Genomic DNA, 17,775 nt, shown 5'->3' with positions numbered 1-17,775 from the left:
GCCCTATGCTCACCCGGACTGGTTAGAATACAATACTGTTTTTATTTTTTAATCTATATCATTTATAGTGAACCAATATTTCCGGAGCGGGTTTACGTATATTCCATAATTGCATATTAATCAGCAGTTTCTTCCAACTATAACTAAAAAACGTACGAATAAAGCCGCATTAAAAGCACATCCATTCAATTGGATGTGCTTTTTTCAGATGAAGCATATTTCTTCTGAATATAGAGAAGTCGCCATAATAATGCAACTGCACCAGATGTAAGGCCGACAATAATCCCTACCCAATAGCCAAATGGCTCCAGAACAGTGTGATTTGCTAATAGCCAGCCAAATGGAAGTCCGATGACCCAGTAGGAAATTAATGCGATAATTAGTGTCATATTTACATCTTTATAGCCACGAAGTATACCTTGAATTGGGGCACCAAATGCATCTGCCAGCTGATAGAAAATAGCAAAATAAATAAATTGCTTCGTCAGCTCAATCACTTCTGGGTCGGAATTGTATAGAGCTGCCACTGGACCATTTAATATGTACAATATTCCACCTGCAAAGAGAGCGATAAATATGCCCCCGCTCATCCCAAGGTATCCATAGGCACGTGCATCCTTATAGCGCTTGGCACCTGCTTCGAAGCCAACTGTAATTGTCAATGCCATTCCCACACTTAGCGGAATCATATATAAAACACTGGCAAAGTTCATCGCTGCCTGGTGTGCAGCAATTGTATTTGTGCTATAAACGCTCATCAATAGCGTTACAGCAGAGAATATACTTGTCTCAAAGAAAATTGCAGCACCAATTGGGATTCCAATTTTTAGCTGGTTCCGCCACGAACTTAAAGATGGCTTAAACCATCTTGCAAACACTGTAAACTTACGAAATGGCTGAAAATTTTGCAGAAAAAAGAATGCAATGATGCATACGATAAAATACGTAATTGCAGTTGCAATGCCTGCTCCAATACCACCAAATGCGGGTATTCCTAGTTTTCCGAAAATAAATATATAGTTAAAAACAACATTAAGCGGCAGGGACACAAGAATGATGATCATCGAAATACGTGTTTGTCCTAGCCCATCCATAAAACAACGTATCGTATTAAAAATAAACAAGGGAATAATACCAATTCCAAGTGTAAACAAATAATACTTCGCAACATGCCGTACCTCAGGTTCCAGATCCATCATAGATAGTATCGGATCTAATGCAAGTGCACCTGCTGTCATAATAATAATAGATAAAATAATTGCTAAATAAATACCTTGTTGAATAACTTTCGGTATTTCCTGTTCAGCTCTGCCGCCAATCAGATGTGCTATAATTGGCGTGATTGCCAGCACAATTCCATTAATCCCTGTAGAAATAGGTACCCAGAGGCTGGCACCGATTGCTACACCTGCAAGATCTTCAGCACTAGAACGACCTGACATCATTGTATCAAAAAACGTCATCAGATTCATACTGATTTGTGTTATTAAGATGGGGATTAAAATGATGATAAGTAACTTCAGTTTTTCTTTAATCGTTTTTGTTTCATACATTAAAACTCTTCCTTTTTTGCATGTTTTCTAATAGGATAGAGAGTAGTGTAATCCTAATGAGACGTAGCCTCTATTATACTTGGTTATGCTGAATTGTGAAAGAAGGGAAGTACATTTTAATGAAAAAGAAAAGAATCCTTTTTACTGGTGGAGGAACAGCTGGACATGTAATTGTCAACCTGGCGCTGATTCCATTCTATCAGGAAAAAGGCTGGGAAATTGATTATATTGGCTCTTATAATGGTATCGAAAGAGATTTAATTGGACAGGTTGAAGGGGTAACCTACCATCCAATATCGACAGGAAAGCTTCGTCGTTATATGTCTAAGGAAAATATAAAGGACCCTTTCAAGGTACTGAAAGGCACGATGCAAGCATATAAAATAATTGGAAAACGTAAGCCTTCTGTTATATTTTCTAAGGGAGGGTTTGTCTCCGTTCCCGTTGTTGCAGCTGCAAAATTGAGAGCTGTACCATCTGTTATCCATGAATCAGATTATACACCAGGACTTGCAAATAAGCTCTCCATTCCATTTACAAAAAAAGTGCTTGCGACGTTTCCAGAAACAATGCAATATCTTCCTGAGAAGAAGGCTGAATATGTTGGTGCGGTTATTCGTGATGAGCTTTTTAAAGGGGATAAGGAGACTGGCTTGGAGATTGCCGGATTATCTAAAAAATTACCTGTACTTCTAATTATGGGAGGAAGCGGGGGATCGCATAAAATCAACGAAACAGTAAGGGAAAGCTTAGATGAGCTTTTAACAAGCTTTCAAATTATTCATATTTGTGGACGCGATAAAATAGATCATTCCATTCAAAAACCTGGATATGTACAATTTGAATATATTAATGAAGAACTAAAAGATATCTTTGCAGCTACTGACTATGTGCTATCACGCGCGGGGTCGAATGCAATCTTTGAATTTTTGGCATTAGGAATACCCATGCTGCTGATTCCTTTATCAAAAGGTGCTAGTCGTGGAGACCAGATAATAAATGCCCGGTCTTTTCAGGAAAAACGCTATGCGAGGGTTTTAGATGAGGAAAAACTAACGAAACAAACATTAAAAGATGAGCTTTTGCAATTAAAGGAATACGCTCCAATTATGAAAGATACAATGAAAGAATATAAAAGTGAGAAATCACGAGATCGTGTTATCGAAATCATAAATGCGACAAGCAAATAATATACTCCCTGGTTTTTACACCAGGGAGACATTTTGTCTATATTTGTCTGCTATTGAATTGTTCCATAGTGCATTAAATCTACATTTACCTTAAAATCAACCGTAATATCTGGGAATTTCTCACGCCACTCAGCATCTGTAAATTTTCTATTCTTTATTTTCGTACGATAAACCTTCCCAAAACCTAAAGGGTCTGAATCTATTTCTTGTAGTCTGGTCAATAGAGCCTCGTATTGCCGCTTAAACTCCCTCGCTATTTCTTCTTCCAGTATGTCTGCTATTTTTTCATTTTTAACACTGAGTAACTCTGATGTTTCATATAGATCTACTTCCATTTGAACATTAGCTTCAAAGTGAAGATCATCTATATTTTTTAATGTTATATCACTTTTGCCTTTCAAGATTCTCGCTAGTATGGTCAGGTGCTCCCTATCCTCAAGTTTATCTGGATCTGCCTGCATCGTATTCGTCTCGTTATTAAAGATAAAACTTGAAAAAGGCTCTCGTGGAAGTGAAATTTCCAATGGAGTGCCTTTAACGGTCGTTAAAAAGGCATTAACTAGCATTGCTTGATGGATAGGAAGTTCACCAACCAACTTATCATCTGAAAAAGTCCCTACTCCGACAATCGCTGGTTTGTTATTTCGTAAACCAATTAATGGAACGACGGGGTCCTGCCCAATATCTGCTTCAATATGCAAAAAGTTTTGTAAGGAGGTTTTTGGTATACTATATTCTTTTACTTCTTTTTCAATTAAACTTTGGATTAACTGACCGACATCGGTCTTTAACTCTTCTTGCCCTGCCGTAAGAACTTCTTTTGCTGTCGTATTGGTTACGCCTACGAGCATTGTATCGGATACACGTGCATCACGGACTAGCGTACTTAAATATTCTAAAATTCCTTCTTCGGCAGTTTCTTTTCCGTATAATTCAAGTCGAATTTGTCCAGGACTTAATTCAAAATTTGTATTGTAGCCGGCATTTTCACGTGCTCCTTTAATCGTTTTCCCAACCCCGGTAATAGATGTTGTTATTTGTGGGTTTTGCGCGTCAAATTGGTAAGCGATGATTGTTGTTTCAACACGATTGTTTCCTGTTACGTCTACACCACGTGTATTAATGATCCCAAGCTCCTCAAGTTGTTTATAGGGTACACAGGAGGCAAGGATGACAGAGAAAGTCAGCAAGATTATCGTTTTTTTAATCATGATCACTCGGCTCCCTTTCGCTTCTTCAGCTTTTTCTTAAATAAAACAAATGGAAGTAGTACAAAAGGATACACAAATACAAGCCAGAATCCAAATTTTTCGGTAAAGTTAATAACTTGCTGCGTCTCAAAGTGCTTTTCAAAGAAGAATGTTCCTAAAAAAAACAAAATAGACGCTATATATAATGTCCATTTTTGCTTGACTTTATATACTCTTTTTATGCTGTATGTTAATCCCCACATGAGAAAGAGCAGGGATGGAACAACAACCATCATCAATTCAGCGACAACGATGTAATCAAACCGTTCAACAAAGGGAAAGCTTTGCGTTTTAAATAATACAAGAACAGCCCATTCTCTGCGTTCAAGCTGTTCGGCAGCAAAAAAGCCAATAGCAAGCATCGTTGCAGATAATACAAGTAGAGCAGACCAAGATACAGCAAAAAGGCTCGAAAGCCTAACCTTATTTTTATTTTGAATAAAGGGATAAACCAAAAATAAAATTTCAAATCCCATAAATGTATAGGAAGTTGCCCTTGCACCCTTTAGCAGATCGACAAACGAGGCTTGAAAAAGAGGCAGGTAATGGTCGAAATCGATTTGCAATGCAGGATGAATTAATAAAAATAGGATCCAATTAGCCAGGACCCCGAAGACAAAACTAACGCCTATAATAACCCGCAGGCCACCTAAGACCCCATACATAGTGAGACTCATGAGCAGCAAACCCATAACAAAATTGTTTAAGTCAGGAAATACAAATACTCTAACAACCTCGATATACGTTAATAGCACAGAGTATAAAGCAATCGCAAAGTAAAATATATAGACAGTACTGAATAATCTTCCCAGCCACTTTCCGAAAACATCGAGATGAATACCATGTATATCGGCGTTATCATATTGTTTAAGGATGAACAGCATTACGAATAATACGATGATAACGTAAGCGGCCGCAATTAATATGGATATCCAGGAATCTTGCTTCGCCTCAGTAAAAATTAATCGCGGAACGCCTAATATTCCGACTCCAATTTGCATGGAAACGATAATAAAAAATAAATAAAAAGCTTGAATACGCTGATTCATCTTTAATTTTACATTAATTTCCACAGGAGACACCTACTCATCGATATCTTTTTTCTCTTGTGCCTTACGTTTCGAATAACGAATGGAATCTTTTAAAAATAGTGATACAAAGCGTTTATACTGAAAGTTTTGTGGCAATCGATATAACGCCTTGTTTAAATCTTCAAAACGAATCGGATAGATTGGTGACAGGTATGGACGACCTAACGATGTCATTTTTAATAAATGGATAATCAGTGCACACAGGCCGAACATAATTCCAATTAAACCTAAAATACCTGCTAAAACAATCATTGGAAAACGCAGCAGTCTGATGGAAGTACCCATTTGATAACTTGGAGCTGTAAAGGAAGCCAGAGCACTTATCGTAATAAAGATAATTAAAATATTACTCGTTATTCCAGCTTGAACAGCAGCTGTTCCAACTACCACACCACCAACAATACCAATTGTTTGTCCTACCTTTGTCGGAAGCCTTGCACCAGCCTCGCGCAATAGTTCAATCATGAGTTCAAGAAATAATGCTTCAAATATAGGAGGGAAGGGAACTCCTGCTCTCGATTGTCCAATCGAAATAAGTAATTGCGTTGGTATAATTTCATAATGAAATGTAACCGCAGCAACATACATCGGCGTTAGGACGACTGAGATGAACATCGACATAAATCTTATAAACCTTAAAGGTGAACCTGAATTCCAGCGCATATATAAATCTTCAGTTGATTCAAAGAAACTAAAAAAGGTTGATGGTGCTATTAATGCCGAAGGACTGTTTTCCATTAATACAGCGATTTTCCCTTTTAAAATAGCATAAGAAGTACGATCGGGAAGCTCGGTTGTATGAAATTGCGGAAATATGGATGCGGAGTCATCCTCGATATATTGCATAAGTACATTTATATCTTCAACACTATCTACATCTAATTCATTTAAACGCTGTCTCATTGTGTTTACATCGGTTTCGTTTGCAAGGGATTTTAAATAGATTATTCGGACTTCACGTGGAGATCTGCTCCCAACTGTTACCTCTTCTGCGGCAAGATCTGGAGTACGAATATTCCAGCGAACCACATTTAAATTCGTAACCAGTGATTCTGTAAAAGCAATTTTTGGACCGATAACAACAGATTCCGTCTCGGCCCCTTCTAAGGAACGCTTTTCTTTGTTTAAAAAATCATAGGATACGACAGCTGCTTCATCCTCAATATAGATCATAACTTTACCGATTATAAGTTCTCGGAGAATTTCATCCATTTGTTGATATTCTTTACCTGAATTTAACGGTATTTCATTAAGGAGAGCAGTATTTGACCAGTCTTTATTACTCTCTAATAATGGCGTTAACAGCAGATTTTCCACTCTATCTGGCTGTACTTGATAGGGGATGAAAAATACTGCGATTTTTTTATTTTGATGTTCATATTTGCTAAAACTTAAATCTGGACTTTTTTCAAACTCACTTTTCATTATTTGCTCTAGTTCATCAATTTTCAGAGGAAACATGTTTTTGGATGAACGTTTCATTCTTTTTCTCATAGGTCGTCCCTCCATCACAGCTTAGCTTGACTTAGTATGCCGATAAATGAAAGAAATATGAGCAGCAAATAATATTTTATTTAAAAATGTTTTTCGTGGAAAAGTGAATCTGTGTATAAAATAAAACAATAAATACCCCTTTAAATCAAAATATCACCGCTGTTATCTTAATGATAACTTTCTTGCACTTGCACTTTTAATAAATTGAAGATTATCATATAGTTGTTTTAGGTTGGGTTGGATAGTTTATGATAGGACCTCTGATTTGGGGTTCTTAGTAGATAAACGTGATTAGAAACATACTATTATTCAAAAAGAGTTATTTTACATAAAATAAAAATGCTTGCACATAATAAGTCTATCATCGTTTTAGGAGGACCCGTTATGAGTGAGAAGAAAATACACCTGACATCTGGAGAAATTGCTTCGCTTTGGACTGGGTATATGAATGATAGCATGTCGAAGTGTATATTAAGTTATATGCTGAAGCATATTGAAGATCCAGATATTAAACCCGCTATTCAGCTATCCTATGATATTTCTTCTAATCATCTGGAGCAATTGGTGTCCATTTTTGAAAAGGAACAATACGCAATCCCAAATGGTTTTAGTGAACAAGACGTAAATAAAAATGCTCCATGGCTATTCACGGACATGTTTTGTTTAACCTATGTGAACCATATGGCAAAAGTAGGAATGTTAGCATACAGTGGCTTTATTGCCATGAGTGTAAAAGAGGATATACGTAATTATTTTACGAACGGTTTAATTGAAGTTACTAAACTTTATAATCAAACAATCGAAATTGCTGCTCATAAAGGAATTAATGCGAGACATCCTTATATTGAAGTTCCAAAAGAAACGGATTACGTCGACAGTAAGAAATATTTCAGTGGTTTAAATCCGTTCAGCGAAAAACGTCCATTGAACGCCGTTGAAATTTCGCATTTGTATATGAATATACTTACGAATGTAATGGGGGTAAAATTATGTCTTGCTTTTGCTCAAACCTCTCCAACCAAAGAAATACAGGATTTTATGCTGCGAGGAAAAGAAATCTCGCAAAAACATATTAAAATTTTTGTGGATACATTTTTAAAGGATAATATAGAAGCGCCGCAAGTACCTGATGTAGCTGTTAGTGATTCAACAACACAAACATTTTCAGATAAATTGATGATGTTTCATATGTCACTTATAAGTGCAGCAGGAATAGGTAACTATGCCACTGCTTCGGCTGCCAGTCAACGATTAGATTTAGCAGTCAATTATGAGCGATTATCGTTGGAAATTACTCGATTAGCCAAAAGTGGGGCTGATATCATGATTAAACACAGTTGGCTGGAGCAACCACCGGGAATAAAAGATCGGGTAAAATTATCCCGAAACAAAGAAAAAAGCTGATCAGTTTGGTTGGGATTAGCTTTTTTCAATTATTTTCATCATTTCCTGCGCTTCAAGTGTAAGACATAAAATGAAGGTCTGTCGGTAGAGAGAAGCCTTTGAACTGAGACAGAATAAAAACATTTTATCTGACAAAACCAACTATAAAGAATAAACATCTTCTAAAATTGATTTAACGACAGCAAGTTCAAGCCTTGCACTTGTTGAATCTTTTTCTTTGGCTGCTGCGATTAAATTATTAATGCTTTCATGTAAACTCTCATACTCATCTTCATCACCAAGTAACTGAATTTTCCATTTGTTATCTTTGTACATGCTTTTTAGCTCTTCAGCTTGGGTTGAGATTTTATCCCATTCCAACTTATCTATTGAATGTTCAAGCTGGTCAACGTGTTCGAAGAAATACTCACCTCCTACTTGGTTCTCGCACCCCGTAAGTATGATAGTTAAGAGCGTAAAAAATAGAATCAGTTTCTTCATTCCAACTCTCCTCGTTTTATGAATGGTTATACATAGATTGCCCCATAATATAGATATATTACATATCTGTATTCAGAAAGGTTGGGAAGTGGACATGCCTGAAATTGTGTTAATTCTCATTCGTTCAATAGCAGCATTCTTTTTATTATTCTTTATGGCAAGAGTTATGGGGAAAAAGCAAATTTCACAACTAACTTTTTTTGATTATTGTGTAGGAATAACAATCGGTTCTATAGCTGCAACCATGTCAGTTGATCAAAATGTTAAAATAGTTAATGGGTTAGTATCGTTAACTATTTGGGGAATATTTCCCATCATTCTAGCTTATTTTGGTATGAAATCAATGATTTTTTCAAAGATAACAGATGGGAAAGCAACAATTTTAATACGAGATGGAGAAGTGCTGGATAAGAATCTGAAAAAGAATCTGTTAACAATTAATGAACTATTAATGCTATTAAGAGAGAAGGGTACCTTTAAAGTTTCTGATGTAGAAATGGCTGTTTTCGAAACGAATGGTGAACTAAGTATCATGCTGAAAACAGATCAGCAGCCAGTTACCCCAAAAACATTAGGGATTACGCTGGAAAAGGAGCATGGTCCTACAGTTTTAATTATTGACGGGAAAATCCTAAAAAAGAGCATGGAGGATCTTGGCTATTCAAAGGAATGGCTTGAAGGGGAGATAGAAAAGCAGGGAGCTAAAAGCATCAAGGACGTCTTCTTTGCACAAATCGACTCTCTTGGCAATGTTTATGTGGATTTATATGAGGATGAATATTCAAAATCAGTCGTAGAAGAAAGACCACTGCTAGCGGCCACCCTGAAAAAGGTACAAGCGGATTTAGAGGGATTTTCCTTAGAAACAGATAATCCTGAAGCGAAAAAACTATATGCTGAACAGGCATCGGAGCTTCAAAAAACACTGGATACGATTTTACCTTATTTGAAATAAAAGAAAGCAATATATGGTAGTAACTACTGCTTAAAAAAGAAGCAGTAGTTATGATTTTAGACTATTCTCTTGTAACAACGTCTACTTTACCAGTATCAGGATTAATAACCAAACCATGTACTTTTACTTCTTTCGGAAGCAGTGGATGGTTTCGAATAATACCGACGCTTTGCATGACGGACTCTTCTACTGTATCAAAACCGTGAAATTCCTCGTCAAGGTTGATTCCACCATGAGTTAATGTGTTGATTTTCTCTGCATCAATTCCACGTTCAACCATTGTTTTCTTGAGTGCTTCTGTATCCACGTTGGACATTCCGCAATCATGGTGTCCGATAACGACAACTTCATCTGCCTTTAATTTAAAAACGGCAACAAGAATGCTTTTCATAATACTATCAAATGGCTTGCGGATGATTGCACCAGCATTTTTTACCATTTTTACGTCCCCATTATGAATGTTTAATGATTTTAATAGAAGCTCAATTAAACGAGACTCCATACATGTAAAAATAACCATTTTTTTGTTTGGATATGTATCCGTTGTATATGATGTATATTGCTTGTTTTCTACAAATTGTTTGTTATACTCCAGCATTTCATCTAAATGCATCTAATCACTCCTTGTATTCTTTTATAAAACTATATCAGTTTTTTGCTCAATAGGAAATAAATAAGTTGATAAAATTTAAAAGCACCATGACTAAAGTATTATTTTTCTAATAATTCGAAATTGCGATTGTTGGTTGAATAAATTTGATGTATGATGAAGATAATAGTTTAAAGGGGTGAGGAAATGAAAGAATTTGTTCGAAATTGTCGATTGTGTAAAAAGCCGATGAAAAGCAGTCCGTTTATGATGTGCCCAACATGCTTAAGAGACAGTGAACAAATTCGCAGCTTTATTCAAAAAAATCCTCATGTATCGGTTACGGAAATTTCGCGATACACTAAAGTACCTTTAGAGAAAGTAGAAAGTATGGTTTATTTAGGCTATAACAGCAAGAATGAATTAGAATCTGAATTACATTAAGCTAACCACCATCATATACACAAAGAGAATAACTCGATTTTATTGAGTCATTCTCTTTTTTCATGTAGTTGCTAGCAATCTGTTGTCACATTTATAAAATCTGTTTAAAATACGACAACCGCTCTATTTCCGATCTCCACCTAATAAATCAAACAGTCCACCTGCAATACTGCCTTCCCCTTTTGATTCAGAGCCTGTTCGTTGAGGAGCTGCTGCAAATACTCTGCTTGCAAGTCTGCTAAATGGCAAGGATTGTACCCAGACAGTTCCAGGGCCACGTAAAGTAGCAAAAAATAAACCTTCACCACCAAATAATGCCGTTTTAACACCACCAACATATTCAATATCATAATCTATATTGCCTGTCATTGCGACAAGACAGCCAGTATCTACTCGAAGAACCTCGCCAGGTTCTAAATCTCTTCGATGAATGGTCCCGCCTGCATGGACAAATGCTAGTCCATCACCTTCAAGTTTTTGCATAATGAATCCTTCTCCACCAAAGAAGCCAGTCCCGATTCGACGTTGTAATGCGATTCCAACAGAAACGCCCTTGGCAGCTGCTAAAAAAGCATCTTTTTGACAGATTAATTTTCCATCTAATTCACTGAGGTCCATCGGAATAATTTTCCCTGGATATGGAGAAGCAAATGAGACATGTTTTTTACCAGTTCCTTCGTTGGTGAAAGTTGTCATAAATAGGCTTTCTCCCGTAACCAATCGTTTTCCAGCGCCGATCAGCTTACCCATAATTCCGCCGCTTTGCTTGGAGGAACCGTCTCCAAAGATGGTCTCCATCCGTATTTGATCATCCATCATCATCAAGCTTCCCGCTTCTGCAATAACTGTTTCACTAGGATCTAACTCTACTTCTACAAACTGCATGTCATCGCCATATAACTTGTAATCAATTTCATGGTTGTTCAATTTGTCCACTTCCCTTTTTTAATGAGTTAACTATAATACATCTTAGGATACAAAAAGGATTCATAAAAATGAGATTAAATTAGTTTTAAACAAATTATATAAATTAATACTGCCAAAAATAAAAAACTATTGACGAACAACTTTCTAAATATTATAATTACTTGAGAATCAAAAATGGAACGGAAAAGGAGGTCACGACAATGGAAAAGGTAAAGATCATGAACCAAATGAATTGTATATGTACTGTGACCTTCATAAAAGATGCAAGCTAATTTTGCTAATGCATATTGAATGGTTACAGCTGTCTGTGACCATTTGTATTATAATAGGGAGTTCATATCAGAGGGAGAGTTGGATTGATTCTATCTGCATCCGGTTAACCGGGTCGTTTTCCAGCTTCTTGAAGCCTGAGCTTTTCAGCCCATTTATATGCACACGTCATAGGCGTGTGCATTTTTTTGTGTCTTTATCTTGCATAAACGGGCTGTAATATCCTCCCCTCTATATGTGAGGAGGTAAACGCGTGAAGGTGGGTGGACCTTGTATCATAGCCTTGTAGTATAAATAGCTCGTAATTTCCTGATTCTGTTCAAGGGCCTGCGGGTCTCCCTTGCGGTGGTAGCATTTAGTGGCGGTAAATGGAATCTCCGCTAAATGAAGTTTTATTTTATGAAAAAGTAGATGAGAAGGTGAAGAGATGTTTCAGGTATTCAAGAAGTTGGATTGGTTTTTTAAGCTTTATTGGAAGCGATATGTAATAGCAATTAGCTTTTTAATTATTGCAAGTGCGATAGAACTTATCCCGCCAAAGCTTGTCGGGTTTACAATCGACCAAATTCAATTTGGTTCTTTGACGATGCAATTACTAGTTGCGCTTATTTTAGGGTATCTTGCTCTTACGTTTCTCCTTTACGCAGTTACCTATTTATGGGACTACACGTTGTTGGGAGGAGCTGTCATTTTAGAACGCTGGATGCGAAGTCAATTAATTTCACATTTTCTGTGCATGACGCCAACCTTTTATGGAAAGCATCGAACTGGAGACTTAATGGCAAGATCAACGAATGATTTGAAAGCAATTAGTCGGACTGCTGGCTACGGTGTACTGACACTAGTTGATTCAAGTATTTTTATGTTAATGATTATTGCAGTTATGGGCTTTACGATCAGCTGGCAGCTAACATTGGTGGCATTGTTGCCACTTCCGGTAATGGCGGTTGTTATGAATAAATACGGATCAGCCATTCACGCTCGTTTCACAGAGGCACAAGCAGCTTTTGGAGAAATGAACAACGAAGTACTAGAATCCATTCGAGGAGTGCGTGTCATTCGGGCATTTGTTCAGGAAAAACAGGATGCAGATCGATTTGAATCCAGAACAAATCATGTATACGAGAAAAACATTGAAGTTGCAAAAATTGATGCTTTATTTGAGCCAACGATGAAAATTTTAGTTGGATTATCTTATACGATTGGAATCGGCTATGGTGCATTTCTTGTGTTCGAAAGCATCATAACGCTTGGTGATCTCGTTACATTTAATGTGTACCTAGGTATGCTCATTTGGCCAATGTTTGCTGTCGGAGAATTAATTAATATTTTGCAGCGCGGTAATGCATCATTAGACCGTGTAAACGCAACTCTCTCCTATGAAGCAGATGTAAAGGAAGTGGATGAACCTAAATCCGTCTCCACTGTTGCTTCCATTGATTTTAAGAATGTATCTTTTTCCTATCCGTCTGTTGAAAGAAAGCAATTAAGTAAAGTCGTTTTACATGTAAAAAAAGGCCAAACAATTGGCGTCGTAGGAAAAACTGGAGCTGGAAAAACAACATTATTTAAGCTGCTGCTTCGTCAATATCCTGGAGTAGAAGGAGAGATTAAGGTTTCCGATATCAATTTAAATGATATTCGCTTGGAGCAAATTAGAGACTGGATTGGTTATGTTCCACAAGACCAAATGATGTTTTCCAAATCAATTCGGGAAAATATTCAGTTCGGTAAAGCCGATGCAATCGATGAGGAGATTTTCCGTGTGATGGAGCTAGCCTATTTTCTCGATGATATAAAGCAATTGCCGAATGGTCTAGACACACAGGTCGGGGAAAGTGGGATCACACTATCTGGTGGTCAGAAACAACGTGTAGCACTTGCACGAGCTTTTATTAAAGATCCAGAGATTTTAATTTTAGATGATTCGATGTCTGCGGTAGATGGAAAAACAGAAGCGAAAATTCTAGAGCATTTAAGAAAAGAAAGACAGCATAAAACAACCTTCATCGCTGCTCATCGTCTATCTGCAGTGACACATGCAGATCATATTATCGTGTTAGAGGATGGAAGAATAGCCGAAGAAGGAACGCATGAACAATTAATGAAGTTGAATGGCTGGTATAAAAAACAGTACCAACAGCAGCAACTGGAGGAAGGGGAGGTGGCGATGTAATGAAAAAGCCATCAACTGAAAAGCGATTATTTAACTATGCTTTGCACTATAAAAAAGGAATTTTAATTGGTTTGTTCTGCTTAATGATAGCTGTTGCACTGGAATTAGCTGGACCGTTCATTGCAAAAATAGTCATTGATGACCACATACTTGGTGTTGAAGGCTACTGGCAGGAAGTTACGGAAAATGATGATCGATATACGGTGGATTATAACGGTCAATCATACAAGCGGGTAGATCGCTTAACTGCTTCTGATGAGACAATAGGAGAGGCAGTTACATTGTTTCAAATTGGCACAGCCTACCATTTTATTCATGACAAGGTCCCATTAGATGGTAAACCTGAAGCTAATGGGAATCAAATTAGCATTACAACAACAGAAGGAACGTTTCATTATGAAGGTGAACGACTCGCGTTAGCAGAAGCCTATCCTTTCTTTAAACCAGAACAGAGGCCAATTTTAATGTTGCTTGGATTGTATGTGGGATTGCTTGTAATTGCAGGGGTATTTCAATTTTATAAAACATTCCTTTTACAAAAAGCTGCAAATCAAATCGTTAAAAAGATGCGAACTGATTTATTTGCACATACACAACGAATTCCAATCGATTATTTTGTTGATCAGCCTGCTGGTACAATTGTTGCTAGAATTACAAATGACACGGAAGCTATCCGTGATTTATATGAAAGGGTATTAGCTATTATTGTGACGAGTGCGGTATACATGGGAGGTATTTTTATTGCCCTCTTTATCCTCGATGCTAAGCTTGCCACAATGTGTCTGTTTATCTTGCCGCTATTATATGGTTGGATGAAGGCTTATAAATACTTTGGAACGAAATACAATAAGGTTATCCGGAAAACGATTAGCCAAATAAATGGGAATATTAGTGAAGCAATTCAGGGAATGCCGGTAATTCAAGCGTTTAATCGTGAGAAGAAGACAAAAGAAGAGTTTGAAGTATTGAATGAACGCAATTATACGTATCAGAAAAAGCTGATTAAATTGAGTGCGTTGACTTCCTATAATCTTGTAACCGTCATTCGTAATTTAACCTTTGTTGGTTTTATTTGGTACTTTGGTTCTTCATCTCTTGAACTGACAAGTGTTATTTCCATCGGTATGCTCTATGCATTCGTCGATTATATTACAAGATTGTTTGAACCAGTTACAGATATTGTGAACCAGCTGCCACTCTTAGAGCAAGCGCGTGTTGCTGGAACGCGTGTATTTGAATTATTGGATCATGATGGGGAAACGGTCGAGAATAAGCAAATTGAAAAATACCGTGGGAAGATTGTCTTTGATCATGTTTCATTTGCCTATAATGAAACAGATTATGTTCTGAATGATATTTCATTTGAAATAAACGAAGATCAGACAGCTGCCTTTGTCGGTCATACAGGATCAGGGAAAAGCACGATCATGAATTTATTATTTCGCTTTTATGATGCACAGAAAGGTTCAATTAGAATCGATGGTTACAGCACAAAAGAATGGTCGAGACAGCAAGTGAGAAGTCATATGGGAATTGTATTACAGGATCCATTTTTATTCTCGGGTACGATTATTTCCAATGTAACGATGAACGATCCGGAAATCAGTAAAGAAGCCGCAATAAAGGCTTTACAAGCTGTCGGAGCCAACCGGTTTATTGATAAATTACCGAACACTTATGATGAGGTTGTTACAGAAGGAGGCAACACGTACTCACTAGGAGAACGTCAGCTTATATCATTTGCACGTGCACTCGCTTTTGATCCGGCTATTCTTATTCTAGATGAAGCAACTGCAAATATTGATACAGAAACCGAGAATATTATTCAGGAAGCATTAGAAGTGTTAAAGAAAGGACGTACAACACTTGTCATTGCGCACCGTTTATCAACAATCCAACAGGCAGATATCATTTTTGTTCTTGACCGTGGAACTATCAAAGAGCAAGGAAATCATGATAAACTAATTAAACGGCAAGGTTTATATTATCAGATGTACCAGATGCAGCAAGGAAAGGTCAAAACGGCTGTATAAGTTTAGCCTTATGCGCTCTTAACTACGTTTCATGCGAGGTGGCTTATGGATCATAAACAAGATAAAAATGATGATAGACTTGATGCGGACTTATATGAAGAGTTTGATGATGAAGAATTATATGAGCTTGTCCAAGAAGAACGTAGAAAGGCTTTAGAGCGAGCACGTCGTTCTGACGAAGAAACAGCACCGAAGCGTCCATTTCCAAAATGGGCGTTTTGGCTGATTGCTTTTGCTTTAGTGTTTAACCTTTTTGCCTTAATACCGCAAACCTTTTCGATACCTGCAATTGATTTTCTTATTACATCTGCTAAGCTATCAGCTGAAGAAGATATTCGAACGTTTAAAGAAGCTGTTGTCGTTGTAGAAACAGATGACAGTAAGGGAACCGGATTTTCTATTTCTGCAAATGGCACCATTTTAACAAATCATCATGTTATCGAAGGGGAAGAGCAAGTAACTGTTGCATTTCCTGAAGATGGTTTATTCACGGCAGAAGTTACGGAACTATATCCAGAAATTGACTTAGCCGTTCTTGAAGTGAATGAACAAGGACTGCCATCCTTATCATTAGCTGAGCATGCGAATATTGAAGAAAATGAACCCATTCGATTCATTGGTAATCCTTTGCGATTTAATGGAATTGCAAATGAGGGGACCATTATTGGTGACACTCAATTATCCGGTTGGAATGAACGTGTCTTTATGTTAGATGCTCCAGTCTATCGCGGAAATAGTGGAAGTCCTGTTATGAATCAGAATGGTGAAGTAATTGGTGTTATATTTGCAACGCTCGATCATGAGAACCACGGTAAGGTTGGACTGTTTATATCAATTGATCATTTCCCACGCATTAACGGGCTTTAATACCCCCACCTCTAAGCGTGAGAACTATAAATGATTTGGTGGGGATAAACACCCCGTAAATTCCTGATTCTGTTCAACTAACATTCAGTTAACCCCCCACTGAATGAAGTTTCACTTTACACAAGCATGCCCAGGAATAAGTATTCCTGGGTTTTATTGTTTTTTAGAAAGGGTATGTACCTTATAAAACCTTTATGGGGGTGCACGAAATGATGCGTTTAACATCTCAGGCTAAGCATTATAATATTCACGCAACAGACGGTGAACTTGGAAAAATTAAAGACTTTTATTTCGATGATCATAACTGGGAAATACGCTATGCTATTGTGGATACAAGAAAATGGCTTCCAGGCAGAAAGGTTCTCCTGTCACCAAATGCCTTTTTCGAGGTAGATGAAGCTAATGAAAGCGTTAATGTGGAATACGATAAGCTGATGATCCGAAATAGTCCGCCTGTACCAGAAAATGAGGATTTAACCAAGGATAAGGAAAATCACTTAATTAATTATTTTGGATGGAACAGCTATACGGATAATGCATTGCCTCACGCAGGACGTGGACTTTTGGGGACGTTCCCGGTTACAGGGGTCGAGAATGGCCCGCCTCCAGAAGAGCCGCACTTGGATCGAAATGAAGGATACCATGAACAAGATAACTATTTGCGTAGTGAAGACGAAACGATCGATTTTAAAGTGCATGCAAAAGATGGCAAGATAGGACGAATTGCAGATATGATCTATGATACGTCAAAATGGAAAATCGAATATATCGTCGTTCGAAGCAGTAGGAGTATTGTTGAAAATGAGTTTTATATTTTTCACACAAGACAAATAAACACGGCGGATTGGTTTGAAAAAGATTTGTATATAAATGATTCCATTGCCGGTATTTTAAACAACAAGCCGTTTCATCAGAAAGATGAGATTTTAATGAGCTTTAATTAAGGTAATCTATAGCGGTAACGATCAAATAACGCCTCCTAATCTAAAAATACATGGAGGTGTTTTAATATGCCTTACATTACTTATGAATTATTTAGATTAATTTTAAAA

At 37.2% G+C, this 17,775-nt stretch carries 15 protein-coding genes; 8 read left to right on the top strand and 7 right to left on the bottom strand.

Annotated elements, in window-relative coordinates; genetic code table 11:
• Positions 1-185: 185 nt before the first annotated feature.
• Positions 186-1,553 carry an MATE family efflux transporter gene (locus tag NSQ77_RS03800; RefSeq protein ID WP_339228901.1) on the bottom strand — a complete coding sequence of 456 codons (1,368 nt, stop codon included), beginning with the start codon at positions 1,551-1,553 and terminating at the stop codon, positions 186-188.
• A gap of 119 nt (positions 1,554-1,672) precedes the next feature.
• Between NSQ77_RS03800 and NSQ77_RS03795 the strand changes: the two genes are divergently transcribed.
• Complete coding sequence (locus NSQ77_RS03795; protein WP_339228900.1) at positions 1,673-2,743, top strand: undecaprenyldiphospho-muramoylpentapeptide beta-N-acetylglucosaminyltransferase; 1,071 nt, start codon at positions 1,673-1,675, stop codon at positions 2,741-2,743.
• Positions 2,744-2,793: 50 nt separating this feature from the next.
• Here NSQ77_RS03795 and NSQ77_RS03790 read toward each other — a convergent pair whose 3' ends face one another.
• Genes NSQ77_RS03790 through NSQ77_RS03780 form a run of 3 tightly spaced genes read right to left on the bottom strand, consistent with a single transcriptional unit; the run spans position 2,794 to position 6,578 of the window.
• Positions 2,794-3,954 (bottom strand): Ger(x)C family spore germination C-terminal domain-containing protein, encoded by a 1,161-nt coding sequence (locus NSQ77_RS03790; RefSeq protein ID WP_339228899.1) that lies wholly within the window; start codon positions 3,952-3,954, stop codon positions 2,794-2,796.
• 2 nt (positions 3,955-3,956) lie between these two features.
• Entirely contained in the window at positions 3,957-5,066 is a 1,110-nt protein-coding gene (locus tag NSQ77_RS03785; protein WP_339228898.1) for a GerAB/ArcD/ProY family transporter, read from the bottom strand.
• Between the two features lie 9 nt (positions 5,067-5,075).
• On the bottom strand, positions 5,076-6,578 hold the full coding sequence (locus tag NSQ77_RS03780) for a spore germination protein (RefSeq protein ID WP_339228897.1): 1,503 nt from the start codon (positions 6,576-6,578) through the stop codon (positions 5,076-5,078).
• A 384-nt stretch (positions 6,579-6,962) separates the two neighbouring features.
• Here NSQ77_RS03780 and NSQ77_RS03775 point away from each other — a divergent pair, with 384 nt between their 5' ends.
• Entirely contained in the window at positions 6,963-7,982 is a 1,020-nt protein-coding gene (locus tag NSQ77_RS03775) for a DUF3231 family protein (protein ID WP_339228896.1), read from the top strand.
• A 141-nt stretch (positions 7,983-8,123) separates the two neighbouring features.
• Here the strand turns inward: NSQ77_RS03775 and NSQ77_RS03770 are convergent, their stop codons facing one another.
• Complete coding sequence (locus NSQ77_RS03770) at positions 8,124-8,462, bottom strand: DUF4363 family protein (protein ID WP_339228895.1); 339 nt, start codon at positions 8,460-8,462, stop codon at positions 8,124-8,126.
• Positions 8,463-8,556: 94 nt separating this feature from the next.
• On the opposite strand from NSQ77_RS03770, the gene NSQ77_RS03765 reads away from it, so the two are divergent.
• The gene (locus NSQ77_RS03765; RefSeq protein ID WP_339228894.1) at positions 8,557-9,417 is read left to right on the top strand and encodes a DUF421 domain-containing protein; all 861 of its coding nucleotides are present in this window, start codon (positions 8,557-8,559) and stop codon (positions 9,415-9,417) included.
• A gap of 61 nt (positions 9,418-9,478) precedes the next feature.
• Here the strand turns inward: NSQ77_RS03765 and NSQ77_RS03760 are convergent, their stop codons facing one another.
• Complete coding sequence (locus NSQ77_RS03760; protein ID WP_339228893.1) at positions 9,479-10,030, bottom strand: carbonic anhydrase; 552 nt, start codon at positions 10,028-10,030, stop codon at positions 9,479-9,481.
• Positions 10,031-10,213: 183 nt separating this feature from the next.
• Between NSQ77_RS03760 and NSQ77_RS03755 the strand changes: the two genes are divergently transcribed.
• Positions 10,214-10,450, top strand: a complete 237-nt coding sequence (locus NSQ77_RS03755; protein ID WP_339228892.1) for a hypothetical protein — start codon at positions 10,214-10,216, stop codon at positions 10,448-10,450.
• 123 nt (positions 10,451-10,573) lie between these two features.
• Here the strand turns inward: NSQ77_RS03755 and NSQ77_RS03750 are convergent, their stop codons facing one another.
• Positions 10,574-11,377 carry a TIGR00266 family protein gene (locus tag NSQ77_RS03750; protein WP_339228891.1) on the bottom strand — a complete coding sequence of 268 codons (804 nt, stop codon included), beginning with the start codon at positions 11,375-11,377 and terminating at the stop codon, positions 10,574-10,576.
• A 697-nt stretch (positions 11,378-12,074) separates the two neighbouring features.
• On the opposite strand from NSQ77_RS03750, the gene NSQ77_RS03745 reads away from it, so the two are divergent.
• From NSQ77_RS03745 to NSQ77_RS03730, 4 genes are all read left to right on the top strand, one after another.
• On the top strand, positions 12,075-13,823 hold the full coding sequence (locus NSQ77_RS03745) for an ABC transporter transmembrane domain-containing protein (RefSeq protein WP_339228890.1): 1,749 nt from the start codon (positions 12,075-12,077) through the stop codon (positions 13,821-13,823).
• Positions 13,823-15,856, top strand: a complete 2,034-nt coding sequence (locus NSQ77_RS03740; RefSeq protein ID WP_339228889.1) for an ABC transporter ATP-binding protein — start codon at positions 13,823-13,825, stop codon at positions 15,854-15,856. Before NSQ77_RS03745 ends, NSQ77_RS03740 begins: the two co-directional genes overlap by 1 nt.
• 45 nt (positions 15,857-15,901) lie before the next feature.
• Positions 15,902-16,723 (top strand): serine protease, encoded by an 822-nt coding sequence (locus NSQ77_RS03735; RefSeq protein WP_339228888.1) that lies wholly within the window; start codon positions 15,902-15,904, stop codon positions 16,721-16,723.
• A gap of 209 nt (positions 16,724-16,932) precedes the next feature.
• A complete protein-coding gene (locus NSQ77_RS03730) occupies positions 16,933-17,667 on the top strand; it encodes a PRC-barrel domain-containing protein (RefSeq protein WP_339228887.1) in 735 nt (244 codons plus the stop codon).
• The last annotated feature ends 108 nt before the right edge of the window (positions 17,668-17,775 follow it).

Source organism: Oceanobacillus sp. FSL K6-2867 (assembly GCF_037963145.1).
In the GTDB taxonomy this organism is placed as follows: Bacteria; Bacillota; Bacilli; order Bacillales; family Amphibacillaceae; genus Oceanobacillus.
The sequence above is the reverse complement of the archived record's forward strand: the minus strand, read 5'-3'. Positions and strand labels throughout refer to the sequence as shown.

Excerpts from the sequence above, each read along its gene's own strand:
- NSQ77_RS03735 (WP_339228888.1), top strand. The coding sequence starts at position 15,902 with ATGGATCATAAACAAGATAAAAATGATGATAGACTTGATGCGGACTTA.
- NSQ77_RS03745 (WP_339228890.1), top strand. The coding sequence starts at position 12,075 with ATGTTTCAGGTATTCAAGAAGTTGGATTGGTTTTTTAAGCTTTATTGG.
- NSQ77_RS03780 (WP_339228897.1), bottom strand. The coding sequence starts at position 6,578 with ATGAGAAAAAGAATGAAACGTTCATCCAAAAACATGTTTCCTCTGAAA.
- NSQ77_RS03795 (WP_339228900.1), top strand. The coding sequence starts at position 1,673 with ATGAAAAAGAAAAGAATCCTTTTTACTGGTGGAGGAACAGCTGGACAT.
- NSQ77_RS03760 (WP_339228893.1), bottom strand. The coding sequence starts at position 10,030 with ATGCATTTAGATGAAATGCTGGAGTATAACAAACAATTTGTAGAAAAC.
- NSQ77_RS03755 (WP_339228892.1), top strand. The coding sequence starts at position 10,214 with ATGAAAGAATTTGTTCGAAATTGTCGATTGTGTAAAAAGCCGATGAAA.
- NSQ77_RS03775 (WP_339228896.1), top strand. The coding sequence starts at position 6,963 with ATGAGTGAGAAGAAAATACACCTGACATCTGGAGAAATTGCTTCGCTT.
- NSQ77_RS03770 (WP_339228895.1), bottom strand. The coding sequence starts at position 8,462 with ATGAAGAAACTGATTCTATTTTTTACGCTCTTAACTATCATACTTACG.
- NSQ77_RS03800 (WP_339228901.1), bottom strand. The coding sequence starts at position 1,553 with ATGTATGAAACAAAAACGATTAAAGAAAAACTGAAGTTACTTATCATC.
- NSQ77_RS03765 (WP_339228894.1), top strand. The coding sequence starts at position 8,557 with ATGCCTGAAATTGTGTTAATTCTCATTCGTTCAATAGCAGCATTCTTT.
- NSQ77_RS03730 (WP_339228887.1), top strand. The coding sequence starts at position 16,933 with ATGATGCGTTTAACATCTCAGGCTAAGCATTATAATATTCACGCAACA.
- NSQ77_RS03790 (WP_339228899.1), bottom strand. The coding sequence starts at position 3,954 with ATGATTAAAAAAACGATAATCTTGCTGACTTTCTCTGTCATCCTTGCC.
- NSQ77_RS03740 (WP_339228889.1), top strand. The coding sequence starts at position 13,823 with ATGAAAAAGCCATCAACTGAAAAGCGATTATTTAACTATGCTTTGCAC.